This is a genomic window from Acinetobacter sp. 22323, from assembly GCF_052044895.1.
Taxonomy (GTDB): Bacteria; Pseudomonadota; Gammaproteobacteria; order Pseudomonadales; family Moraxellaceae; genus Acinetobacter; species Acinetobacter schindleri.
Genome location: NZ_JBQEOL010000012.1, coordinates 67625 through 90896 on the forward strand (window position 1 = coordinate 67625; position 23272 = coordinate 90896).

The 23272-nt window shown below is 43.0% G+C and carries 23 protein-coding genes; 17 read left to right on the top strand and 6 right to left on the bottom strand.

The annotated features are described in order from the left end of the window. Positions 1-131: 131 nt before the first annotated feature. The 3 genes from gspF to ACTJIX_RS09670 all read left to right on the top strand — a co-directional run bounded on the left by gspF (position 132) and on the right by ACTJIX_RS09670 (position 2513). Positions 132-1337 carry a type II secretion system inner membrane protein GspF gene (gene gspF / locus ACTJIX_RS09660; RefSeq protein WP_273798115.1) on the top strand — a complete coding sequence of 402 codons (1206 nt, stop codon included), beginning with the start codon at positions 132-134 and terminating at the stop codon, positions 1335-1337. Positions 1338-1425: 88 nt separating this feature from the next. Further along, positions 1426-1893: a type II secretion system major pseudopilin GspG gene (gene gspG / locus ACTJIX_RS09665; RefSeq protein WP_227499334.1), complete on the top strand. Its 468-nt coding sequence runs from the start codon at positions 1426-1428 to the stop codon at positions 1891-1893. Between the two features lie 284 nt (positions 1894-2177). Further along, positions 2178-2513 carry a hypothetical protein gene (locus ACTJIX_RS09670; protein WP_348904192.1) on the top strand — a complete coding sequence of 112 codons (336 nt, stop codon included), beginning with the start codon at positions 2178-2180 and terminating at the stop codon, positions 2511-2513. A 186-nt stretch (positions 2514-2699) separates the two neighbouring features. On the opposite strand, the gene lnt is transcribed toward ACTJIX_RS09670, so the two are convergent. Both lnt and ACTJIX_RS09680 read right to left on the bottom strand, forming a co-directional pair. Next, positions 2700-4262, bottom strand: coding sequence for an apolipoprotein N-acyltransferase (gene lnt / locus ACTJIX_RS09675; RefSeq protein WP_440611401.1), 1563 nt, complete (start codon positions 4260-4262; stop codon positions 2700-2702). Continuing rightward, complete coding sequence (locus ACTJIX_RS09680; RefSeq protein ID WP_004813460.1) at positions 4259-5098, bottom strand: HlyC/CorC family transporter; 840 nt, start codon at positions 5096-5098, stop codon at positions 4259-4261. Before ACTJIX_RS09680 ends, lnt begins: the two co-directional genes overlap by 4 nt. A gap of 201 nt (positions 5099-5299) precedes the next feature. Between ACTJIX_RS09680 and tusA the strand changes: the two genes are divergently transcribed. From tusA to ACTJIX_RS09710, 6 genes are all read left to right on the top strand, one after another. Continuing rightward, positions 5300-5557: a sulfurtransferase TusA gene (tusA, locus tag ACTJIX_RS09685; RefSeq protein ID WP_163167366.1), complete on the top strand. Its 258-nt coding sequence runs from the start codon at positions 5300-5302 to the stop codon at positions 5555-5557. Between the two features lie 249 nt (positions 5558-5806). Beyond that, positions 5807-8446, top strand: coding sequence for a type VI secretion system Vgr family protein (locus tag ACTJIX_RS09690; RefSeq protein ID WP_253170817.1), 2640 nt, complete (start codon positions 5807-5809; stop codon positions 8444-8446). Then, positions 8447-9361, top strand: coding sequence for a DUF4123 domain-containing protein (locus ACTJIX_RS09695; protein WP_440611402.1), 915 nt, complete (start codon positions 8447-8449; stop codon positions 9359-9361). Positions 9362-9462: 101 nt separating this feature from the next. Then, a complete protein-coding gene (locus ACTJIX_RS09700; protein WP_440611403.1) occupies positions 9463-9909 on the top strand; it encodes a hypothetical protein in 447 nt (148 codons plus the stop codon). 122 nt (positions 9910-10031) lie between these two features. After that, positions 10032-10487, top strand: a complete 456-nt coding sequence (locus ACTJIX_RS09705) for a hypothetical protein (protein WP_017401514.1) — start codon at positions 10032-10034, stop codon at positions 10485-10487. A gap of 4 nt (positions 10488-10491) precedes the next feature. Continuing rightward, a complete protein-coding gene (locus ACTJIX_RS09710) occupies positions 10492-12195 on the top strand; it encodes a T6SS phospholipase effector Tle1-like catalytic domain-containing protein (RefSeq protein WP_406612508.1) in 1704 nt (567 codons plus the stop codon). A gap of 718 nt (positions 12196-12913) precedes the next feature. Here ACTJIX_RS09710 and ACTJIX_RS09715 read toward each other — a convergent pair. Next, the gene (locus tag ACTJIX_RS09715; protein ID WP_004890452.1) at positions 12914-14626 is read right to left on the bottom strand and encodes an electron transfer flavoprotein-ubiquinone oxidoreductase; all 1713 of its coding nucleotides are present in this window, start codon (positions 14624-14626) and stop codon (positions 12914-12916) included. Between the two features lie 185 nt (positions 14627-14811). On the opposite strand from ACTJIX_RS09715, the gene ACTJIX_RS09720 reads away from it, so the two are divergent. The 5 genes from ACTJIX_RS09720 to ACTJIX_RS09740 all read left to right on the top strand — a co-directional run bounded on the left by ACTJIX_RS09720 (position 14812) and on the right by ACTJIX_RS09740 (position 19233). Then, positions 14812-15423, top strand: coding sequence for a DUF1285 domain-containing protein (locus ACTJIX_RS09720; protein WP_440611404.1), 612 nt, complete (start codon positions 14812-14814; stop codon positions 15421-15423). A 48-nt stretch (positions 15424-15471) separates the two neighbouring features. Continuing rightward, the gene (gene murI / locus ACTJIX_RS09725) at positions 15472-16335 is read left to right on the top strand and encodes a glutamate racemase (RefSeq protein ID WP_440611405.1); all 864 of its coding nucleotides are present in this window, start codon (positions 15472-15474) and stop codon (positions 16333-16335) included. Between the two features lie 128 nt (positions 16336-16463). Then, positions 16464-17492, top strand: a complete 1029-nt coding sequence (locus tag ACTJIX_RS09730; protein WP_004813438.1) for a DUF4062 domain-containing protein — start codon at positions 16464-16466, stop codon at positions 17490-17492. A gap of 67 nt (positions 17493-17559) precedes the next feature. Further along, entirely contained in the window at positions 17560-18567 is a 1008-nt protein-coding gene (gene hemH / locus ACTJIX_RS09735; RefSeq protein ID WP_440611406.1) for a ferrochelatase, read from the top strand. A gap of 21 nt (positions 18568-18588) precedes the next feature. Further along, a complete protein-coding gene (locus ACTJIX_RS09740; RefSeq protein ID WP_004890436.1) occupies positions 18589-19233 on the top strand; it encodes an MBL fold metallo-hydrolase in 645 nt (214 codons plus the stop codon). A gap of 514 nt (positions 19234-19747) precedes the next feature. On the opposite strand, the gene ACTJIX_RS09745 is transcribed toward ACTJIX_RS09740, so the two are convergent. After that, entirely contained in the window at positions 19748-19927 is a 180-nt protein-coding gene (locus tag ACTJIX_RS09745) for a hypothetical protein (RefSeq protein ID WP_005220781.1), read from the bottom strand. A gap of 144 nt (positions 19928-20071) precedes the next feature. Next, positions 20072-20257: a DNA gyrase inhibitor YacG gene (locus ACTJIX_RS09750; RefSeq protein ID WP_440611407.1), complete on the bottom strand. Its 186-nt coding sequence runs from the start codon at positions 20255-20257 to the stop codon at positions 20072-20074. Positions 20258-20340: 83 nt separating this feature from the next. Here ACTJIX_RS09750 and ACTJIX_RS09755 point away from each other — a divergent pair, with 83 nt between their 5' ends. The 3 genes from ACTJIX_RS09755 to ACTJIX_RS09765 all read left to right on the top strand — a co-directional run bounded on the left by ACTJIX_RS09755 (position 20341) and on the right by ACTJIX_RS09765 (position 22684). Continuing rightward, the gene (locus ACTJIX_RS09755; protein ID WP_171058630.1) at positions 20341-20985 is read left to right on the top strand and encodes an SAM-dependent methyltransferase; all 645 of its coding nucleotides are present in this window, start codon (positions 20341-20343) and stop codon (positions 20983-20985) included. A 3-nt stretch (positions 20986-20988) separates the two neighbouring features. Continuing rightward, entirely contained in the window at positions 20989-22191 is a 1203-nt protein-coding gene (locus ACTJIX_RS09760) for a TIGR03862 family flavoprotein (protein WP_440611408.1), read from the top strand. A gap of 82 nt (positions 22192-22273) precedes the next feature. Continuing rightward, positions 22274-22684, top strand: coding sequence for a GFA family protein (locus tag ACTJIX_RS09765; protein WP_440611409.1), 411 nt, complete (start codon positions 22274-22276; stop codon positions 22682-22684). 17 nt (positions 22685-22701) lie between these two features. On the opposite strand, the gene ACTJIX_RS09770 is transcribed toward ACTJIX_RS09765, so the two are convergent. After that, positions 22702-23265 (bottom strand): hypothetical protein, encoded by a 564-nt coding sequence (locus tag ACTJIX_RS09770; RefSeq protein ID WP_440611410.1) that lies wholly within the window; start codon positions 23263-23265, stop codon positions 22702-22704. Positions 23266-23272: the final 7 nt, after the last annotated feature.

The window sequence follows — 23272 nt, forward strand, 5'->3', positions numbered from 1 at the left end:
ATGAATTTTCGTCGTGCTAAAAAGGCAGTTGTGTTAGAGTGAGCAGATATTTTATATCTAAGAATATGAATGATTTTGATGGTCTGACGCAACTGCGTTGGGGCAAATTTTTGGAAAATTAGAGCATTACAATGCCAGCATATCAATTTATCGCGCTTGATGCTTCGGGTAAGCAGCAAAAAGGCGTACTGGAAGGGGACTCTGCACGTCAGATCCGTCAGCAACTTCGGGACAAAGCCTTGATTCCGGTGTCTGTTGATCCAGTCGAGCAAAAGGACAAGCATTACCGGCCGCGCTGGTTTGAAAAAAGCCTTACAGCTTATGACCTGGCACTGATGACCCGGCAACTCTCCGTTCTGATTGCCGCCGGTATTCCGCTGGAAGAAGCCATTCGCGCCGTCGGTAAACAGAGCGAAAAGGTACATGTACAGAACCTGCTGATGTCGGTGCGTTCCAAGGTACTGGAAGGGCATAGTCTGGCACAGGGCTTGCAGCAATCCGGCCGCTTTCCGGAACTGTATATTGCAACCATTGCTGCCGGTGAACGTTCGGGGCATCTGGACCTGATTATGGATCAGCTGGCGGACTATACCGAAAACCGCTTTGCCATGCAGAAAAAAATTCAGGGTGCAATGATTTACCCGATCATTCTGCTGCTGATGTCCTTTGCGATTGTGATGGGACTGATGACCTATGTCGTTCCAGACATTGTCAAAACCTTTGACCAGAGCAAAGATGCTTTGCCATGGATCACGGTCGCGTTGATGAAAGCCAGTGACTTTATCCGGATGGCTTGGCCTTTCATGTTGGCTGGTAGTGCCGTTGCTATTTTCCTGCTGGTGCGTTTTCTACGCACCACCGCAGGACATTATGCTTTTGACCGCCTGACCTTGAAATTACCGCTATTTGGCAAACTATCACGTGGGATTAATGCGGCACGCTTTGCCAGTACCCTGTCCATTTTGACCCGTTCTGGGGTACCGCTGGTCGATGCCTTAAAGATTGGTGCGGCGGTCAGCAATAACTGGGTCATTCGTGATGCCGTTAATCTGGCAGCAGAAAAGGTGACTGAAGGCGGTAACTTGGCGACCCAGCTGGAGCGTAGTGGTTATTTCCCACCGATGATGGTACAAATGATTCGAAGTGGTGAAGCTTCCGGTGAACTGGACCGGATGCTGGACCGGGCATCGACCATGCAGGACCGTGAAGTGACTACACTGATTTCGACGTTACTGGCTTTGCTGGAACCTCTTATGCTGGTGCTGATGGCAAGTATTGTGTTAGTAATCGTAATTGCGGTGATGCTGCCAATTGTGAATATGAATAATATGATTTAAATAAAGTGTGGGTAGAATTCCAATTATAAGCCCAAACAGATTTTCAAAATTAAGCAATGAGAGACATGGAGTGAAAAGGACTGAGATGATGAATGAACAGCCAGATTCTTTAAAAACAGGCTCAGGTATGACGCGTATCAAACATGCTTCGGGTTTTACCCTGATCGAAGTAATGGTCGTGATTGTGATCCTGGGCGTATTGGCTGCACTGATCGTACCTAACGTGATGGGCCGTGGTGAGAAGGCAAAAGTTGATACTACAGTGATCAAACTGCAAAGCGTGGCCGGGTCTCTGGACCAGTACAAGCTGGATAATGGTAAGTATCCAAGTATGCAGGAAGGTGGTTTAGATGCTTTAGTCAACAAACCTGCATCTGCAAAAAACTGGTTACCGGGTGGCTATGTCAAAGGCGGTTATCCGAAAGACAGTTGGGATAATGAATTGCAATATGTCATTCCTGGTACGGATGGACGTTCATTTGACCTTTATTCATTTGGTGCTGATGGCCAGTCTGGCGGTGAAGGCACAGATGCGGATATTTATTATCAGCCTTAATTGAGAATCATTATAAATTTCTTATTTATGGAATATATCACTTCATTTAATTGGGTATCTCAATACTAAGTGAAGTGATAATAACTCTTAATACATAAATATAATCTAAATACATGAATTTAAAATTAATTTTATAATCCATTCTATTTGATAGTCATAATAAGAAGTATTCCCATGTTTATCGATTACAATTATCGTAAAATATGAATAAATATAGACTTTTCATTTCTATAAAAAAGCTCATAATGATTTCTATGGCACAAATTCGGCCAAAGGAGATGGGTATGAAAGCATTAATTATAAGAGATGAAATAAATCAGTTTCATTGGTCGATGCTGAAATCTGTCTTTTTGGTTCTAAGCATTCTTCCGGTAAGCCAAGTAGTTTTGCATTTGTGGCAAAGCACAGAAGGTAGCAGCCAGATCATGGTAGGTTTCTTTGCACTGAGTCTGATGAGCAGCCTGTTAGCTTTATGCTTCTGGTCGGCATTAAAAGCCAGCGTCATGGAGGTGAAACAGGAAGAAATTTCATCCTTTGAGCGTGGCGTGGTTCAGCTCTACCGTTTTCTGCCGATGCTATCATTGGCCAGTATGATGTCCTATCTTGCTGTACAGATTTAATTATCTTTCCAATAAAAAAACCGGTGCATAAGCCTCGGTTTTTATTTTTAAAATATTGCATAAAACTTCCTCTCCCTCTGGGAGAGGATTGAGAAGAGGGTAAAAATTTACCTCTCCCTAACCCTCACTTGCGCTAATTTAAAAAGCAGTGCTTTAAAATTAGCTCAGGACAGGGAACTTAAGAAATTATCTTCTCGACTTAAAGCTGACATCCACTTTACGTGGGCGGAAACGCCATCCAAGTAATAACAGCAGGGTTGAGAGAATCAGTACAGGCCAGTCACTCAGTTTCGTATACAGCGTTTCACCCTGCATTGCTGGCAAATCACCGCGTAATACCGCTTCTTGATCCATAGGCGCACGTTTCACGATATGACCATTATGATCAATAAAGGCGGTTACACCGGTATTGGTCGCACGGATAAACCAGCGACCATTTTCCTTGGCCCGCATTTGCACCATTTGCAGGTGTTGCTGCGGTCCGGCAGTTCCAGTAAACCAGGCATCATTAGATACCGTTACCAGAAAGTCGCTTTGACTGGCATTGCGACGGGTCAGATTCGGATAAGCGACTTCATAGCAAATCGCAGAGCCCAGATGCTGATTTTTGATATTTAGCGGTTGCTGATCATTTGCCCCACGAGAAAAACCGCTCATAGATGGATCATTTTGCAAAGCGGGAAGTACCCAGCTGAGCGCGCCGGAAAGTGGGATGTATTCACCAAATGGCACCAAGCGCTGTTTCTTGTACAGCCCACTCGCTTCATCACCGCTGGCCATGATGCTGTTGTAATACTTCGGTGTGCCTTCGGCTTGGGATTCTTTCAGATCCCAATAAGGAATACCGGTAACCCAGGAGCTTCCTGATTTCTCTGCCTGTGCTTTCATCGCATCCAGGAAATCAGGAATATCGGCCTGAAACATCGGAATCGAAGATTCTGGCCACACGATCAAATCACGACCCCATTCGGTCTTGGTCAGATTGGCATAGATCAGCAGGGTTTTAACCTGATATTCAGTCAACCATTTCAAATCTTGTGGAATATTACCCTGAATCAGGGACACGCTGAGTGGCTTAGTGCCTTCTTTCTGTTCCACAAAAGTCAGTTGCGAAGCTCCCCAGGCACCCAGCAAAAGCAGCAGGGATGGGATTGTCCAGAACACACGACGATTAAGAATCTCAACCAAAGCACAAGCCAGCATGATCACCACGAAGGATACGCCAAACACACCGAAGAGTGGCGCATAGCCATCCAGAAAACGTTCGGTAAAGGCATAGCCGGCAAATAGCCATGGGAAACCTGTAAAGACCCAAGTCTTCGCCCATTCAAACAGTACCCACAATGGCGCAAAGGTCAGAGGGGTTTCCGGAAAGAAGCGACGGTAGATAAAGGTCTGTACTGCGGTAAATAGACCCATGACCAAGGCCATGATCAGAATCATCACGACACTAAGGAATGAGCTGGTATCACCATATTCATGGATCGAGGTATACAACCAGAATGCACCAACAAACCATAAACCAATGCCATAAGCCCAGCCAATACCAAAAGCCTGTTTGGCACTGCGTTTACGCAGACAAGCATAAAGCAGCGCCGGAGACAGGATGGCCAACCACCAATAGTGGTACGGCGCCAGTGCAAAACTGAAGATGGCACCGGAAAATAAAGACAGCAGCAGTGGATAGATCAGTGGAAGTTGCTCAGAACTTTCAGACAGCTTCAACAACTTGTCGAAATGTGCCCTCATTGGCGCACAGCCCGAATCGAGTGAATAGAACGAGCATCCGCTTCCAGAATGGTAAAGATCCAATTTCCAAGCTCAATCACCTGACCTTCTAAATCGCTCACCAATCCGATTTCCTGCAATAACAGGCCACCCATGGTTTCTACTTCATCATCAGAAAAGTCGGCATCGAGCATATTGTTAAAATGCTCAATTGGAGTCAGTGCTTGCACAATCCAGGTATTGGCTGTGGTCGGATCATTGTCGGGAACAATATACAATGCTTCTTCATCAGCAATATCATGTTCATCTTCAATTTCACCAACAATCTCTTCCAGAATGTCTTCTAATGTCACCAGACCAGAAGTGGAGCCATATTCATCAATTACGACTGCAATATGGGTCTGGGTATTTTTCAACATACGCAAAACCTGATCTGAACGTGCACTTTCAGGTACGAACAGTGGCTGGCGCATTAAGGCACGGATATCCACCTTAGAAGTCGGTTCGGTCAGGAAAGGCAGCAAGTCTTTGGCAAGCAAAATACCCACCACATTATCAGGCTGATCTGATGAAAATACGGGAAAGCGTGAATGCGCTGATTCTACCAAAACATGCAGAATATCAAGAAGTTGATCGTCTTCCTGTAAGCTGATCATGGAAGTGCGTGGTGTCATCACTTCACGAATTTTGGTCGCTGGAAGGTCGAGTACGCCTTCTAGCATCGCTACAGTATCGGGTTCTAGAAATCGACGTGAATCTTGTACTAGTTTTAGCAGTTCGTCGCGAGTTTCGGGAGCGGTTCCCAGCCATTTGCGTAAGCCGCGCATACCCCACGACGGGCCTGATTCCTCGTGCATGATCTTTCCTAAAAACTCTTAATATCTAAAAAAATGTAATTTTATCATACCGCAGAAAATACAGTTGTCTATTGCAATTATTTAAGACGACCGTGACTGTCGCAGTCAACTACTTAAAACGAAAATGGCAATAAAGCCAGTCATGGGTATAGACACATGTTTATGTTAAAATAACCTGATCTTTCCCTCCTGAGCCTGCCGATGTCTGAAGTTGAAATTACTCCTAGCCTGCAACTAAATACCCGCGGTTTACGCTGTCCAGAACCTGTGATGATGCTGCATCAGGCGATTCGTAAGTCCAAGTCAGGTGATGTGGTTGAGGTGTTTGCAACGGATAATTCGACTTCATGGGATATTCCAAAATTCTGTATGCACTTGGGGCATGAATTACTGTTACAGGAAGAACGCCTGGATGAAAATGGCAATAAAGAGTTTCATTATCTGGTAAAGAAAGGGTAATAACGTATTGGGCAGATGAAGTGAATCATTTGCCCTGCTTCGATTAATCAATACTTTCTGGGCGTGAAGCCTATTTCATAATAACAACCTGATTCTAGAAAGATAAAGTTTAAAAAAGCTCATCTCTTTAGCAAGCAAACATATTTTCTCTGGTCAGAGAATAATTGAAGCGAATCCATCAGACCAAACTGGCTAGGCTTAATCAATTAAATTTATTATAATGCCGAAAAAATAAGCATAAAAATAAAAATGATCAGAAATTCTATTGCTCAAATACTCGAACAATTGGGATTAAGCGCACAGAAACGCGCTTTACATATTCAGTTTTCTAATCAACAGCTTAATTCGGAAATCTTTCTGCAGCGTATTGATGGACAGCATGTGCTCAATCAAGGGTTGAAGATTGAACTTATTTGTTTATCTAGCAATGCCCTGATTCCTCTCAAAAGTTTTATAGGTACACAGGTCGCGGTAGATCAGGTAACAGACCAGGGGCAGCTTTTTCGCAGTTCAGGCATTATTACCCGGGCAACTCAGGGGCAAAGTGATGGTGCATTAACGCTTTATAAGCTTACTTTGGAAGATGCCACTTCACTTTGGCATAAACGCCGGAATAGCCGTGTGTTTATGGACAAAAGTGTTCGCGATATTACCAGAATATTATTTGAGGAATGGCAGAGTAACAGTCCATTATTTGCGGCTGCACTCAAGCTGGATTTATCCGGTTTGCAGCAGACTTATGATGTGCGTCCTTTTAGTATGCAGTCGAATGAAACTGACTATGAATTTTTAACCCGTTTATGGCGCAGTGAAGGTATTAACTGGCTGATTGATGAATCTGAGCTATTGCTCCTACATTCCTCTGCACCGATTACAGTACAGAAACTCAGATTGATTGATGATAATAGTCAATATCAGGCTCTAAGCCGCCGGGTAATCCGTTTCCACCGTTCCAGTGCTACCGAACAGACTGATAGTATGACCAGCTTTATTGCAGAGCGAAAATTACAGCCAACTGCTGTGCATATCCAGCGCTGGCATGCTGATCGTTTGAGTCAGGAGGAAGGTACAGGTTCAGTACAAAGCATGCATCAGCATAGTGAAACTCAGGATAATGCCAGTCTGGGGCTGGAACAGGCGTGGCATATCAGTCCGGCATGGGTTACTGACCTCAAGCATGAAGATCAGGCTACGTCAGCATCAAATGCGCAAATTGAGGAAGTTAACCAGAACCTGCAACATTTTTATGATGCGCAGGCCAAGCAGTTTTTAGCAACATCCACTGTACGTGATGCGCAAGTCGGTTACTGGTTCAGCCTAGATCAGCATCCAGAAATTGACCAGCATCAGGTAGCCGATAAAGAATTTCTGATTCTTTCCAAGCAATTCTATAACCAGAATAATCTACCCAAAGACCTGAATGCACAGGTGAATGCTTTAATCCAGCAAAGCCAGTGGCAGCTGACAGAAGTTAAAGATGCTGATGAGCGCCAGACCAATCATTTAGTCTTACAACGTCGCAATATTCCTTTGGTTCCTGAATATCAGCCTTTATTGCATCGACCACCAGCCTGTCCGCAACGAGCAAAAGTAGTAGGGCCAGAAAGTGAAGACATTTATGTGGATGAATGGGGACGCATCAAAATCCGGTTTTTATTCACCCGTCCGGACGATCATACCCATGATAATGGAGCCGGAACGAATGACAGTGATACTGACTCGGCCTGGGTAGATGTTCTCACGCCTTGGGCAGGGGAAGGTTATGGTGTGCGCTTCTTGCCACGTATTGGTGAAATTGTTGTGATCGACTTTTTTGATGGCAATATTGACCGGCCTTTTGTGGTGGGCCGGATTCATGAAGGTCAGCGTTCACCAACAAAATTTGACAAGAAAGGACGCTTACCAGAGACCCAAAAACTTAGTGGTATTCGCTCTCAAGAAGTGCAAGGAGAAGGTTTTAACCAGTTACGTTTTGATGATACCACCGGGCAGATCAGTGCACAGTTGCATAGCAGCCATGCTGCGAGTCAACTTAACCTAGGTGATTTGAGCCATCCGAAAGAACAGGCTGAAAGTGAGAGGCGTGGAGAGGGATTTGAGCTGAGAACAGACCAGTGGGGGGCAATACGGGCAGGTGAAGGTCTACTGATTTCGACCCACAAACAGCAGGTTACAAGGGGTTCACATATGGAAGCTGAACCAGCGAAAAGCCAGCTTCAATCAGCTCTACAGATGAGTCAGGTGCTCAGTGATGTGGCTAAAAATCAGCAAACTGATCCAGTGGAAATTTTTGAGAAGTTAAAAAGCCTGATTGAGCAGATTGAACAACAGGATCAGAAAAAAGCTGCTGCCTTTAAACAGGCAATCATGATCCTAACGGCACCACAATCGATTGCGCTGAGTACCCAGCAGGACATTCATCTATCTGCTGATGGGCAGATTAGTCAAAGTGCAGGAGAGAGTATTAACCTGAGTACACAACAATCTTTGATTGCCCATGCCAGCCAGAAACTAAGCCTGTTCGCAGCGCAAGACGGTGCACGCTTATATGCAGGTAAAGGCAAAGTCGAGATTCAGGCACAAGGAGATGAAATAGATGCTATTGCGCGTAAAGGTATCAAAATTATCTCTACTGAAGATCTGATCGAAATGACCGCTGCCAAGAAAATCATTTTAACCGCGGGCGGTTCTCAGATTGAAATCAGTAGTTCAGGAATTTTGCCAACCACTGGTGGCAAGTTTGAAGTGAAGGCAGGGCAGCATCAGTTTGTACCTGGCACGAAAGTAAATATGAACTTACCATTCTTCCCACAAAGTGTGTGTTGGGAATGTCTGGCACGAAGAGCAAGTCAACGTGGGGCATTTGTCAATAAAGGGGATGGTTCATAGATGATAAGTTTATTACATCCTGATTTACATTATTTTTTTGAAGAATATCCATCTGGGGAACATAAGACTTATTTTATTTATGCTTTGGCTGATGCAGCACAAGACAGTTGGTTTTTAAAAAAGAATTCACATTTACATTATCGCAATTTATTAACAGAAGCTGCTGGTGATAAAGCTGCAGAAATCTCACCTCATTTGGTTCAACTCGGGCACAATCATAATATCGAGTGGCAATATATCTCTAAACGCGTAGTTGGGACTCCTCGATTAACCTTAATAATAAGTCCTTTAGATTTTGATAGTTTATATTCACATTTGAGGCAATTTCTAAATGTCCAGTTTGAAGGTGGATTAGAGATGTATTTAGCATTTTGGGATCCAGCTATTCTTGGTACTTTAGTCGGTCAAATTTCAGACCAGACTCTTTATGTTAAGCAACAAGTGTTATCAGACCAGCAGAAGAAAGTTTTATTAGAGCCTATTCACAGTTGGTGGTATTGGGATCGAAAAGACAAATTACATAAAATCATCGGCAGTAATGGTCATGAATCTCTGAAATTTTATGATTGGCAAAATCCGTTTACATTTACGCCAGTACAAGAAGACATGATGGTAGAAGCAACCTTTCCTGATCATTTGATTTATTATCTAAATCTGAATAATCCTTTCTTGGTTGAGGAATTTAAGGAATGGGAGCTTTACCCATATGTTGTGAAAAAAATAGCATTAGCACGTGAATATGGTTTGGAAGGTACTCGGGATATTTTAAATTTTATTTGTCTAACTTTGATATATAAAAATACTTTCGAGCAAGATGAACTTCTTCAAAGTGTACTACTAAAAGTGAAGAATAAGATGGTCACAATGGATCAGGCGATGGAAGATTTAGAGAGTTTAGTTGAAGAAAACGAATAAATCATAAAACATGAACTTTATGCTAACACAATTAATTAATCATCAAAGCAACGTGAAGTTAGGCATATTCTTTAAGTAAATTAAAAATTATAGGGAATGTTATGAATATATTTAAAAAAATTGTGATGCTACCAGTAGGCTTGGCTTTAGGTTTGGTGGGATGTAGTTCAGGCTCAAGTAAAACTTATGCACTTACGACAACATCGTTCGGTTATGATGCAAGTTATAGACCATACATTGTACGAGTGAATGGCGAGGAAGTTGGAGGAGGCTTTGGTGCTGCAACTAAACGATCTGCGATTATTACTGGACCACAATATATTACATGGGGACAAACAAATATTCGTAAACAACACGTCGCAAAAAATGTTCCTTATTTAACCAAAGAGGATTTAGAAGGAAAAAGTTATTTAGCTGTGCACCTTTATCCAGATGATAGGGTTGAAATCACATTGACTGAAGGGCGAAATATGCCTGATGCTATAAAAATGGGATTAGAAGTGAGATCGAAATTAATTGATGAATTAAATGAGAGTGATAAAAAATAAAAAGGTAAGAATATGGTTTCTCAATTACAAAAAATAGTCAATCAAGATGTAAGGAACCAGCATCTCAGTATTAACTTTTCGAAGCGGTTCGAAAAGAAGTTGGAGTCTCGACAGGTGATGTGATGAATATATTTAAAAAAATTGTGATGCTACCAGTAAGCTTGGCTTTAGGTTTGGTGGGATGTAGTTCAGGTTCCAGTAAAACCTATATTCTTACGACAACATCGTTCGGTTATGACCCAAGATATAGACCTTATATTGTACAAGTAAATGGTGAAGAAGTTGGAGGAGGATTTGGGGCAGCCACCAAACGATCTGCAGTTATTACAGGTCCACAATACATCAAATGGGGGGAAGGAAATAGCTATAAAGAGCATATTGCAAAAAATGTCCCACACTTAACAAAGGAGGATTTAAAAGGTAAAAGCTATTTAGCAGTGCACCTTTATCCAGATGATAGGGTTGAAATCACATTGACTGAAGGGCGAAATATGCCTGATGCTACAAAAATGGGATTAGAAGTGAGATCGAAATTAATTGATGAATTAAATGAGAGTGATAAAAAAATAAAAAGGTAAGAATATGGTTTCTCAGTTACAAAAAATAAAAAATAGCAATCAAGATGTTAGTAACCAGTCTCCACAAGCCAAGCAAGATTGTGCAGATGTAGTCAATATTTCTGTATTTTTTGATGGGACAGGAAACAATTTAGAAGCAGACCAAGATAAAGGAAAACTCGCCAACCCAGCAAAGTTATGGCGAAATGCACAATCTTATAGTTTATTCGAAATTGAGCGTACAAAGTCGCCAGTGAAGTTAAATCATCCTATTTATGTTTCTGGAGTTGGAACTCCGTTTAATGGTGAGCTAAACAAAGTCGAAAAAAGAATAGCCACAGTGCAAGACCATGAGCTTACAGGGGGGGTAACAGGGATTGGAGGTACAAGACGGTTAAAATATGGTGAGTCTCAAATCAGTATTAGCCTTGAAAACATCCTCAAACAAAAAATAGCCCAAGCCGAGGCGACCTTAAAGCCTCAGGTTGAAGCGCGAAAAAATGAAGCGATAGTTAAAATGGAGGCAAAGCTCAACGAACATCGTCTAATCAAAAAAGTTAATTTATCGATCTTTGGTTTCTCACGCGGGGCTGCACTGGCACGGGTATTTTCTAATGAAATGATTTGGAAGACTGAAACTGAGGACTTGAGCCTAAAGTATCAAATCTCAGGTCAAGCAGAACTTGCACCAATGGAAATACAGTTTTTAGGTATATTTGATACTGTTGCTTCTTTTGGATTGCCTGCGACCAATATGCCAAATAAACTTAGTTTTAAAGGACGAGACATGGTGGTCGATCCGAGAGTAAAAAATTGCTTACATCTAGTGGCAGGTAATGAATTACGCTTCGCTTTCCCAGTTGATTCTATCCATATAGATGAAAAATTAGCTAACCCAAGAACATGGAAAGAAATAGTCTATCCTGGGATGCATTCTGATGTGGGTGGTGGTTATGAGCCAAATTCACAAACAATTAGTAATAATTTTGCTCGTATACCTTTGAAGCATATGCTTGAAAGTGCAGCGGTATCAGGTGTGAAAGTATTTGGTTATAGCGAATTAGAAAATAATGACATTAAAATCTTTAATGAAGAGTTTAAGATCGAAGAAAAAACCCAGCAACTTTTTGAAGCCGTTCAAAAAGCAGTAGGAGCCTCGACAGGTAATGTAAAAAAAGACATTATAAATTATATGAAACTTCATTATGGTGCCTATGGCACTTTACATCGTCAACGGCAACAATATTTAGCAGCAGGTAAATCAAAAGAAGATCTAGCTTATCTTTCAGTGAGTCAAATTGCTCGAGAAGAAGCCGGATTTTCTTTACCAACCGGTCCTACTGATATGGCCACTGAAGTTGAAAGAGTTAAAGCAGCTAAAAATTTCACCACATTTGATCAATCTAATTTAACAGGTATAAAACACGTATTTAGAATCATTTATCCATTTGCTAAAGCTTATGAGTTTTTAGTCGATATAGATGATTGGGAATTACAGAGTTGGGAAAAAAATGTTTCACAAGAAGCAGTAGATTTTTATTCAAGCTATGTACACGATTCGAAATATGGTTTCATCTATAATGCAGAGCCATTTAGTTACTTTAGACAACGAACGGTATATGAATCAAAACGAAGTTGGAAAGGTAAAAGAATCGATAAAAAATTAGGGCCTATCCACGAACAAATAGCTTATGAAAATAATGAATTTGAAAAAACTCAGAATAATTAGTTTTGAAAGTTAATAAAAAATCTGTATATGAGAATTCTTTATTCAATAAATTAAATATTAGATAGTTCGGCCATCAGCAAGATCAAGTATAACGCACATAATATTCTGTGAAGGATCTTAAATGTCACAGGTCTTACAGCGTGCGCAGTTGGCTATATCAATGATGAGTAAAAAAATAATAATGGGTGTTTAAATGTATAACATGTTAAAAATTGAAAGTCGAATCCAGCGCCTGGAAGTTTGGATAATGGTATCTCTTGGATGAGAAAGTCTGATTTTGATAAGTTAAAAAGTCGTAAGGAATGGAGAGATATATTTGCATTAGGGTGAGCTGGAATAGTAATGGTGAATATCTTGAATATACTGTTCCAAAAGATTAGAAACTCTGTGCTTGGGAAGGTCCAGCGATATATCAACAGCGAGGTGAATTCTATTTAAAAGGTGGAGTCCCGCGAATCAGTCTGAATCACAGTATTTTATAAAAGGAGATATTTTCCTAAAATTAGAAAGTGATTGGGGTGAAACAATCTGGTATTTAAAAGCAACCAATAAAGAAAAATAAAATTGAATTTTCTAAAAATACTTAAGTGCTTTAAAAGGGATATTATAAAACTTATATAAATAAACCCGCTCGAAAGCGGGTTTATTTATATCTCATGAGAGATTACATATTTGGATATGAGAAGCACTGCTTCGCAAGAATTACCCTACCCTAACATTACATGTTAGGGTAATTAGGACCACCAGCACCTTCCGGTGTTACCCAGGTGATGTTCTGAGAAGGATCTTTGATGTCACAGGTCTTGCAGTGTACACAGTTGGCTGCATTGATCTGGAAGCGTTTAGAACCGTCATCATTTTCCATGATTTCATATACACCCGCCGGGCAGTAGCGCTGAGCTGGTTCATCCCATTTTGGCAGGTTCACGTTCACTGGAATTGAAGCATCGGTCAGTTTCAAATGCGCAGGCTGGTTTTCTTCATGGACCGTGTTCGATACAAATACCGAAGACAGGCGGTCAAAGGTCAGCTTGCCATCTGGTTTTGGATAGTTCGGCTTGAAGTTCACCGCATCAACAGTTTTCAATGTCTTAAAGTCTGGCACCAGGTCATGCAGGGTAAATGGTACTTTAAACACGTTCTGGTCGATAAAGTTGAATGCACCCCCCATCCATTGACCAAACTTATGCATTGCAGGGCCAAAGTTACGCGCGCTATACAGTTCTTCTTTCAACCAGCTGTTGTTGAACTTGTCTGTATAAGCAGTCAACTCTTTCACGAAGAAATCTTCGCCTTCAGTTACACGTGCAACTGCCAGGTCACCGCCTTTCTCTACACCGGCCTTGATTGCTTCAAATACCGCTTCACCACAGAGCATGCCTGACTTCATCGCAGTATGTGAGCCTTTGATCTTGGCAAAGTTCAGGAAGCCGGCATCATCACCGATTAAAGAACCACCTGGGAAAGTGAATTTCGGCAGAGAGTTAAAACCGCCTTTGGTTACGGCACGCGCACCATAAGAAATACGTTTACCGCCTTCCAGATACTGTTTGATCAGAGGATGGGTTTTCCAGCGCTGCATTTCCATAAATGGATACATGTGTGGGTTTTCATAAGAAAGGTCCACGATCATGCCCAGAGTCACCTGGTTATTTTCCGCATGGTATAACCACCAGCCACCTGAAGAACCGGTTTCATTGAGTGGCCAGCCTGCACCATGCATAACCAGACCTGGCTTGTGCTTGGCAGGATCAATTTCCCATAGTTCTTTAATGCCGATACCGTAATGCTGTGGATCTGCATCTTTGTCCAGGTTGAATTTCTGGATCAGGCGTTTACCTAAGTGGCCACGGCAGCCTTCAGCAAAAATCGTGTATTTCGCGTGCAGCTCGTAACCTGGAGTGAAGTTATGCGTTGGTTCGCCATCTTTACCAATGCCCATGTCACCCGTCTGGATACCTTTGACTGAACCATCTTCATGGTAAAGGATTTCAGAGGCAGCAAAGCCTGGGAAGATCGACACTTCCAGTTCTTCCGCTTTTTGGCCTAACCAGCGCACCACATTGCCCAGTGAGATGACATAGTTGCCATCGTTATGCATGGTTTTTGGCACCATCCAGTGCGGAGCTTCTTGTGATTTTTCATCAGAGAGCAGGAAGAAGGTTTTGTCCTCGGTCACTGGTACATTTAAAGGTGCACCTTCTTCTTTCCAGTTAGGGAACAGCTCGTTCATGGCACGCGGTTCAAGTACAGCACCAGACAGAATATGAGCACCGACTTCGGAGCCTTTTTCCACGACACAAACGGACAGATCATTCAGGTTGTTTTCAATTGCAAGCTGACGGATTTTGATTGCCGCAGAAAGACCCGCAGGGCCTGCGCCTACGATGACTACGTCAAACTCCATCGATTCACGTTCGATGTGCTCCATGTGGGACTCCTCATATTACATTCGGTGGCAACCATAATCGGATGATCGGGTGCTGCCATGAGTATTTATAATTCCTGGACACAAAAAGATTAGTGTCTTTCATCTTGTGGGCTAGTATAGTTTTAAACCCAGTTTAAGCCAATTGGCTGAAACATATTATTTTTCCGTCATTAAGGTCTTCTACTATGGATAAGTCAGCAGAAACGAATCATCCGACGAAAAAAACAGCCATGAGTGATGATAAAAATTTAACAAATATTGCACAATACATAAAAGATGCACAGGGCAGTCACAAAAGGTCAATACCCCCTTTAGATCAGTGGCAGCCAAAGCATTGTGGCACAATGGATTTGAAGGTTTTAGCCAATGGAGAATGGTGGCACGAAGGTCAATTGATTAAACGCCAAGCCATGATTGACCTGTTCTCAACAGTGCTATGGAAGGAAGATGGCAAATTCTATCTCAAAACCCCGGTTGAGCAGATCGAAATTGAAGTCGAAGATGAACCCTTATTTGTAGGGCAGGCTGATCAGGTAGAAATTGATGGAAAAAGCTATATTCAGCTGACGACAACGACGCAGGATGTAATCATCGTAGATAAAGAACATCCAATTTTCATGCGTACTTTTGATGATGAACAGCGCCCTTATGTGCATGTGCGTTTTGGTATTAATGCATTGATTCAGCGAGCTGCCTTTTTACATCTGGTAGAAATGGGTGAGCTTATCGAAAATTCTGAAGGCGACACGGTATTAAACTTGAAAAGTGGTGATTTAGACTTGCATTTAGGCACCTGAGGTTTAAGCTTTGTGCCATGTCTGTCCATTTGAGCAAACAGCCCCTGTATGAGCGCCATTTATCCGATTTCGTCCACACTCGATCCCATTATTGATGTTACTGCAGATGCACCCATTGGGATTTTTGATTCAGGAATCGGAGGCCTCTCTGTTGCACTAGAAATTGCACGCCATTTACCGAATGAACGTTTCGTCTATTATGCCGATACTGCCAATGTGCCTTATGGTCCGCGTGAGGATCAGGACATTCGTGAGCTCACCGCGCAGGCAATTGAATGGTTATATCGCAAGGGCTGCAAGACTGCTGTCGTGGCATGTAATACTGCTTCAGCTTTTAGTCTGGATTATTTGCGTACGCATTATGGCGAGCGTTTTCCAATTATCGGTCTGGTACCGGCTTTAAAGCCGGCAGTTTTGGCGACCCATTCCAAAACTGTGGCCGTGCTTGCCACACCAGCAACTTTTCGCGGTCAGCTGATCAAAGATGTCATGATCCGTTTTGCCGAGCCCGCAGGGGTAAATGTGATTCCAGTCACCTGTCTGGATCTGGTGCCTTTTGTCGAGGCTGGCGAGCAGATGAGTCCCGCGTGTCTAGCGACATTAACCAAGATTTTACAACCAGTTGTAGATCAGGGTGCAGACTATTTAGTACTTGGATGTACACATTACCCCTTCCTAAAATCGTCAATTCAGTATATTTTTGGTCATAAAATGACATTGATTGACTCTGGATTGGCAGTTGCAAGACAAACCGCCCGTATTTTGATCAAAAATGAGTTATTATTTGAAGGCGAACGTAAAGAAAGTGTAAGAATCGAAATTTTTGTCAGTGGTCAAAATGCTGAACAAGTTCAACCGATTATACAGCACCTGATTCCGGACGATATTCAATGGTCTGTAAGTAATATATAAGCTGAGTTTTAAGTCAGTGAATTACATTATTTTAAAATTTGATATTTTTAAGTGGGGCACGCATATGCAACAGCTCATGGAAATCGAGGTGAACTGTGCATATTCGCGGTAGTTGGAGAGGGTTTGGAATGCTGGATAAACGTTATCAGGTTTTTATATCCACATCTGGTTCGGAAATGCAGCCAGAGCGTATCATCTTGTCGCAAACACTGGTGGGTATGGGCTTCTTCTCCTGGGGGCTGGAACAGCGTAATCCACTCAGTACTGCCTTTGCTCGCCGTCAGATTGATGACTGTGATTATGTGGTAATCCTGCTGGGAAGCCAGTATGGTGAACAGTCCGTTTCTGGCGTTGGCTATATGCACCTTGAATATATCTATGCAGTAACCAAGCAGAAACCAATTATTGTATTTATGCATGATGACCCTGCCTCTCGTGAGCCGTCCCTGCATGATGCCAAAGCGGAATTGCGTGAAAAATTTAATGACTTCCGAAAACTGCTACAAAATGAAGTCGATCAGGTCTTTACCTATCGTAGCCTGCGTGATCTGGAAATGGCAGTTCGCCTGAACATGCCCCAGATGCTAGAACGCTATCCGGTGACTGGCTGGGTACGTCCCCAAAATGCCCAAGCCCTGCATGATGAAATTGATCAGCTCAAGGCGCGTATTGCCCAAATGGAAGCCGAAGCAGGCAAGCGTGAGCCTGATCCATTTCTGAGCTTGCCTAAAGTGTCCATGCATGAAATTTTTTCTTTTGAATATCGCATGCATGCCTATCAGGATGGTAACTTTAAAGAGCTCAAAATTCAGAAAAAACTGACCTGGGCTGAACTTCTGGCAATTCTTGGATCTACCTTTGTCAATCCAACGCCAGAAGAATTCTTCTCTAAGCGTCTGAATGAATATTTAAATGAAACCGGTTTGGAAGATGCACGTATAGAAATGCCACGTGCTCATGCCGTGGCACGTGCACAGATGAACATTCGTGCCTTGCATAGCCTGAAAATGCAGATGCGACAAAATGACTGGATTGTACCGACTGGCCGTGATGACCGTCAGCGTTTACTATGGCAGATCACGGCTAAAGCCCAGAAATTGATAGAAAGTAATTTACTGGATAAAGATCGGGTTTTTCAATATAAGTCAGTATATTAATCCATATTATAAATTTATTGAAAACTGTTAAAGTACAGGGGTTGACCCCTCAAGACGGATGATCTGAATGTTTGCTAAACCGAAAGTCACCATTATCCTGGCAAATCTCGGTACCCCTGATGCTCCTACCGTTCCCGCAGTACGAACTTTTCTGCAGCAGTTCCTGTCCGATCAGCGTGTCATTGAAATCCCCAAACCGGTCTGGCAGATCATTTTGCGCCTGTTTATTTTACCTTTCCGTCCTAAACGGGTTGCGCAGGCTTATGCACAAGTATGGGCTAAAGATTCACCCATGCGTGAAATCCTGCTGCAACAGGTTGAAGCAGTCAGAGCAGAATTGACTCAGCGTTATCCACAATTCGAGCTGAATGTGGTGCCCGCCATGACCTATGGCAATCCGAACATTCAGACTGTTCTTAGCCAGATCAGTGCACAACCTCAGGATCACGTGATCCTGTTGCCCTTGTTCCCGCAGTATTCAGCCACTTCCACTGCGCCGCTGTACGATGCAGTCGCGAGATGGGTACTGACTCAGCGTAATCTTCCGGGTTTATCACTGATTCGTGATTATTATCAGCATCCACTGTTTATTCAGGCATTGGCACAGAGTGTGCGTGACTATCAGGCGATTCATGGCAAGCCAGAAAAGCTGTTGATGTCGTTTCATGGCATTCCACAGCCTTATGCCGATAAAGGCGATCCCTATGCTGACCGTTGCCGTATCACCGGGAAACTGGTAGCTAAAGCTTTAGGGTTATCTGAAGATCAGTATGCGATTAGCTTCCAGTCACGTTTTGGCAAGCAGGAATGGGTTAAGCCTTATACCGATGCCTTGATTGAAGAGTGGGGCAAGCAGGGGGTGAAATCGATTCAGGTCATGAGTCCGGCTTTCTCGGCGGATTGCCTGGAAACCTTAGAAGAACTGGCAATCGAAAATGCGGATACCTTCAAGGCTAATGGTGGTGAACGCTATAGCTATATTCCGGCATTGAATAGCCGCGAAGATCATTTGCAATTGCTCAATTCATTGCTACAGGCTAATCTTGATGCATTGACTCATACTCTCGCTCACTAATCTTTTGAGGTTTTAAAGCCCATGCTCCAAGTCAAAATTGTTCCTGTAACTGCCTTTCAGCAAAACTGTTCCATTTTATGGGATACAGACAGCAAAGAAGCAGTTCTGATTGATGCCGGAGGTGAGCCGGAAAAACTGAGAGCAGAAGTCGAAGCGCTTGGTCTGACGGTCAAAGCATTATGGCTGACCCATGGTCATTTAGACCATGCTGGAGCGGTGGGTGCTTTGAAAAAAGCCTGGAATGTGCCGGTGATTGGTCCACATAAGGATGATGCGTTCTGGCTGGAGATGATTCAGGAAGTCTCTGCCCGTTATGGCTTCCCGATTCCGGAAAAGGTAGAAGTGACTGAATGGCTGGAGGGCGGTGAAGTACTGAAACTGGGGGACGAAGAGTTTGAAGTCCGTTTTGCACCGGGTCATACCCCAGGTCATGTCATGTTTTATAACCGTAATCATGGTTTGCTGTGGACGGGTGATGTGCTGTTTAAGGGTTCGATTGGTCGTACTGACTTCCCACGTGGCAATCATCAGCAATTACTTGATTCAATTCAGCGTGAATGCTTTAGCCTGCCTGAGGAAACCCAGTTTATCTCAGGGCATGGTCCAATGAGCACGATTGGTTTTGAAAAGCAGCATAATCCTTTTGTGGCAGGTAAAGCAGGTTAAGCGCTTAATGTACACGTAGTAGCTATCTAAAAAATGAAAAAGGAATCGATTCTAGATTCCTTTTTTATTTGAGTGGGTTAATGGGTTATACAGATTACATATTAAGCGAAAGGGTCATTTTGTAATTTATGTACCTGAAGTCTAATAATCCAAAAAGCCAGTGCAATGAGTATACCAATGCTAATAAAAAAATAATCATGGCGCATGATACCCGTACCAATACTGAGACAGCACAACAGAACAAACAAGAACATAACAGTCTTGAGTATAATTACTAACATTTATAAATCCCCAAAAAGATAAGTTATTGACATTCTTTATAATTTTTTATGTTTTCCTACTTATTTAAAGTAAAAACTATTTTATTATCAACTATATAGAATTTCTTTAAAGTTTAACATTTGACCAAAAATAAATTCAAGATAAATACTGACCTTAGTTTAATAAAACTTATAAGTAATTCTTCTTTGAGCTAGAATTTTTAACAGACTGTGCAAATATTTTGGTTTTTACTTCAAGCGAAAGGATCATGTTGCAGTTGCCGGATTTGCAGTCTTAATATCACGATGGCCAGAACCAGCAGGATACCAATCAAGATAAAGATATAGTCCTGTTTCCAGAGCCCAAGGCCAATACTGGTGCAGCATAGCAGGATCAAAAACAGCATAAAAATTTTAAGCAGGAGGATAAACATCGGCATGTCCTCTTTTTTTGTTATTTTATTGGAATAGTTATTTAAATTTTATTTTATTAATCAATAATATATTGTTTCTAGGCTAGTCTAGCACCAAATGAAAAAGGAATTCAATCCGAATTCCTTTCCTCTGGTCAGTCTCATTTAAAACTGGTCTTCTTCACGGCCTCCATCAGCTTGCGGAGCATCTTGAGTCGGCAGCTTATAGTCTTCATTGGCCCAGGCACCCAAATCAATCATCTTGCAGCGTTCGGAACAAAAGGGACGAAACGCATTGCCTTCCCACGTAGTCAGTGCACCACAACGTGGGCATTTCAGGTTCGTTGGCATGGACAATACTCCACAAAAAATTGGATTCAATTAGGCAAATATAGCCGCACTTGTTAGACTTATGCGGTTTTCATTAGTTTGATCTGATTATGCCAATTCGTCAATTTCAAGCGCAGCGTATGCATGCCCCTCGTGATTTTCAAAGCATCAGCCCTGAACCGATTTGTGTCGAAATTGGTGCAGGTAAGGGCAAGCATGCCTTGTTATTTACCCGGACACATCCAGAGCACAAACTGATTGCAATTGAACGGACCCGTGAAAAATTTCTGGCCATGCAAAAGCAGCATGAATTGGAAGGCCAGCCAAATTTAAAAACCGTACATGCTGATGCCCTGCCATGGGTGGTACATGCACTGTATCCTGGCCAGGTAGAGCAGTTCTTTGTCCTATATCCAAATCCGGAACCACATAACCCGGCACAGCGTTGGGCCAATATGCCATTCTTTGAATTTTTGCTATCACGGCTGAAAACAGGTGGTTCGATTACGTTGGCAAGTAATATTCCGGAATATATTGATGAAGCTGAACAGCAGATGAAAGAGCTATGGAACCTGCCTTATGACAAGCAGATCATTGCATCCGATTCGGCCCGTACTCATTTTGAGATCAAATATCTGGAACGTGGTGAACTTTGTCAGCAGCTAATTATTACGAAACCTGAGGGTTATACCACCCGCTTTGATGATTTCCAGCCTCTGCAGGGGCAAAATGTTGCGCCTGTGGAATAAGCCATGAGTAAACGCATTGCGATTGTTGGTGCTGGCCCGGCAGGGCTGATGGCAGCAGAAGTGCTGAGCCAGCAGCATTATGACGTACATGTCTATGAGCAGAAGCCTTCAGCTGCGCGCAAATTTCTGATGGCAGGCAAGACCGGCCTGAATATCTCGCATGCTGAACCGGTAGAACAGTTTATCCAGCGTTATGATCAGGCTGAATGGCTGGCGCCGTGGGTAAAACGTTGGGATGCTGCCTGGATCCAAGAGTGGATGCAAGATTTGGGCATTGAACCTTATATTGGTTCTTCTGGACGGGTGTTTCCAACCGAAATGAAGGCCGCTCCACTGTTACGTGCCTGGTTAAAACGTCTGGCCGAGCAGGGGGTACAGTTTCATTACCGCCATCAGGTGACGCAGTTAAAACAGAATCAATTGGAACTATTGGATCTGAAAACTGCTAAGCCACGAACAGAACTCTTTGATGCGATTATCCTCGCCTGTGGCGCGGTATCCTGGTCAAAGCTTGGTAGTGATGGTCAATGGCAAGCATGGCTACAGGCAGAAGAAATTGAGCCTTTTCAGGCCAGTAATGCCGGAGTGGAGTATCCATGGTCCAGGTTTATGCAGCCCATCTTTGGTCAGCCACTGAAACGGGTTGCAGCCTGGGTGGAAGACAGTGACAAGACTATGGGTGATATCGTCATCAGTCATTATGGTCTTGAAAGTGGCTTGATCTATAAACAGGGGCGTGGTTTGCGTGAACAGGTTAAACGTGGTCAGCCCATGCAACTGTATCTGGACCTGTTTCCCGATCAAAGCGCAGCGCAACTGGCGAATAAACTGCAACCCAGCAAGAAGCAGTCTTTAAGCAATGTCTGGCGTAAGGCAGGACTGGAAGACGCTAAAGCTGCAATGGTGCGAGAACTGGTGCCTAAAAATATCTGGCAGGATGCTGAACATCTGGCACAGCAAATTAAACAGTTGATGGTTCCTCTGCAGGGATTCCGTCCAATTGAAGAGGCGATTAGTTGCGCAGGTGGTGTAAAACGTGATGTGCTGACGGAACATTTGCAACTTAAATCCAATCCCTATGTATTCCTATGTGGAGAAATGCTGGACTGGGATGCGCCCACCGGTGGTTATCTGTTGACTGCCTGTATGGCAACCGGTCGTGCAGCAGGTGAAGGTGTCGCGGCTTATCTGTCAGATTCTGCTTGAAGCGAAGATATTTTAGACATTCACAGTCAGTAATTTTTTAGGCTATATTGGGCGAAAATCATTCACAAGGAGGTTTGCTGATATGTCGACTCAAGATCATTATGCCGGTAGCTGTCTCTGCGGTGGAATCCAGTATGAAGTTCGTGGACTACTGGGTGATATTATTCAATGTCACTGCTGCCGTTGCCGTAAAGCTACCGGTACTGCCTTTGCTACCAATAGTCCGATTGCCAAAGCAGATTTTTATCTGCTGCAAGGACAGCAATTACTGAAGTCATTCACTACCACGACCGGCGTGAGTCGAAATTTCTATAGCGAATGTGGTTCTCCGATTTATAGCGTGAAAGCAGATCTGCCGGATGTTTATCGTCTGCGTATTGGCAGTCTGGATACACCGATTGAGCAGAAACCGACTTGCCATTTCTATGTCGGTTCTAAAGCTGAGTGGGAGGACATTCACGATACCTTACCGCAATATAATGAACGTCCTTAACAGAAAGCAGATCAGTCTTACTGGGCTTTAGCTTGAGTTTCTGCATACTGGTTACGCCAGTGTTCCAGCTGTTCCTGAGCATGCAGATATTGTCCTAAACCTTTTACATTTTCCTTGGCATCATGCTGGATCGCTTTATCTGAAGAGGTTGTGCCCAGCAGTTTTTGCTGCTGTTCCCAATATTGATAAATTAGCCCCTGAATATAACGACCCTGTTCAGTTTTCAGTTCCAGATTTTTTAATAAAGTCAGTGCAGACTGGATATGGTCGCGCTGGCGTTGCTGCATAAATTCTTCAGTCAGATTGCCTTCCTTACGCATACGCTCAGTTTCTGCTTCGATATCCTCATTTAAGGATTGTAGGCGCTGCTCAAAGTCATCCAGTACGGCAATATCATGTTGATCATCCGCTGTTTGCGGAAAATCTTTCACCGGTTGTGTTTTCAGTTCCTTCATCACTTCTTCAGCTGCTTCATTTTGCTGAGTCGCTTCCTGTTTCGGCGCATCTTTCTGATTACACGCCACCAGCAACAGGGTGGATGTAAGCAAGGTGATTCGGCTGAGATTCTGAATATTTGGCATTGTTTTG

What these genes read in the sequence shown, in the direction of transcription:
- ACTJIX_RS09750 (WP_440611407.1), bottom strand. Translation starts at nt 20,257, where the DNA reads ATGCCAACGAACCTGAAATGCCCACGTTGTGGTGCACTGACTACGTGG.
- ACTJIX_RS09740 (WP_004890436.1), top strand. Translation starts at nt 18,589, where the DNA reads ATGCTCCAAGTCAAAATTGTTCCTGTAACTGCCTTTCAGCAAAACTGT.
- hemH (WP_440611406.1), top strand. Translation starts at nt 17,560, where the DNA reads ATGTTTGCTAAACCGAAAGTCACCATTATCCTGGCAAATCTCGGTACC.
- gspF (WP_273798115.1), top strand. Translation starts at nt 132, where the DNA reads ATGCCAGCATATCAATTTATCGCGCTTGATGCTTCGGGTAAGCAGCAA.
- murI (WP_440611405.1), top strand. Translation starts at nt 15,472, where the DNA reads ATGAGCGCCATTTATCCGATTTCGTCCACACTCGATCCCATTATTGAT.
- lnt (WP_440611401.1), bottom strand. Translation starts at nt 4,262, where the DNA reads ATGAGGGCACATTTCGACAAGTTGTTGAAGCTGTCTGAAAGTTCTGAG.
- ACTJIX_RS09705 (WP_017401514.1), top strand. Translation starts at nt 10,032, where the DNA reads ATGAATATATTTAAAAAAATTGTGATGCTACCAGTAAGCTTGGCTTTA.
- ACTJIX_RS09670 (WP_348904192.1), top strand. Translation starts at nt 2,178, where the DNA reads ATGAAAGCATTAATTATAAGAGATGAAATAAATCAGTTTCATTGGTCG.
- ACTJIX_RS09770 (WP_440611410.1), bottom strand. Translation starts at nt 23,265, where the DNA reads ATGCCAAATATTCAGAATCTCAGCCGAATCACCTTGCTTACATCCACC.
- ACTJIX_RS09710 (WP_406612508.1), top strand. Translation starts at nt 10,492, where the DNA reads ATGGTTTCTCAGTTACAAAAAATAAAAAATAGCAATCAAGATGTTAGT.
- gspG (WP_227499334.1), top strand. Translation starts at nt 1,426, where the DNA reads ATGAATGAACAGCCAGATTCTTTAAAAACAGGCTCAGGTATGACGCGT.
- ACTJIX_RS09760 (WP_440611408.1), top strand. Translation starts at nt 20,989, where the DNA reads ATGAGTAAACGCATTGCGATTGTTGGTGCTGGCCCGGCAGGGCTGATG.
- ACTJIX_RS09765 (WP_440611409.1), top strand. Translation starts at nt 22,274, where the DNA reads ATGTCGACTCAAGATCATTATGCCGGTAGCTGTCTCTGCGGTGGAATC.
- tusA (WP_163167366.1), top strand. Translation starts at nt 5,300, where the DNA reads ATGTCTGAAGTTGAAATTACTCCTAGCCTGCAACTAAATACCCGCGGT.
- ACTJIX_RS09715 (WP_004890452.1), bottom strand. Translation starts at nt 14,626, where the DNA reads ATGGAGCACATCGAACGTGAATCGATGGAGTTTGACGTAGTCATCGTA.
- ACTJIX_RS09680 (WP_004813460.1), bottom strand. Translation starts at nt 5,098, where the DNA reads ATGCACGAGGAATCAGGCCCGTCGTGGGGTATGCGCGGCTTACGCAAA.
- ACTJIX_RS09700 (WP_440611403.1), top strand. Translation starts at nt 9,463, where the DNA reads ATGAATATATTTAAAAAAATTGTGATGCTACCAGTAGGCTTGGCTTTA.
- ACTJIX_RS09690 (WP_253170817.1), top strand. Translation starts at nt 5,807, where the DNA reads ATGATCAGAAATTCTATTGCTCAAATACTCGAACAATTGGGATTAAGC.
- ACTJIX_RS09745 (WP_005220781.1), bottom strand. Translation starts at nt 19,927, where the DNA reads ATGTTTATCCTCCTGCTTAAAATTTTTATGCTGTTTTTGATCCTGCTA.
- ACTJIX_RS09695 (WP_440611402.1), top strand. Translation starts at nt 8,447, where the DNA reads ATGATAAGTTTATTACATCCTGATTTACATTATTTTTTTGAAGAATAT.
- ACTJIX_RS09730 (WP_004813438.1), top strand. Translation starts at nt 16,464, where the DNA reads ATGCTGGATAAACGTTATCAGGTTTTTATATCCACATCTGGTTCGGAA.
- ACTJIX_RS09720 (WP_440611404.1), top strand. Translation starts at nt 14,812, where the DNA reads ATGGATAAGTCAGCAGAAACGAATCATCCGACGAAAAAAACAGCCATG.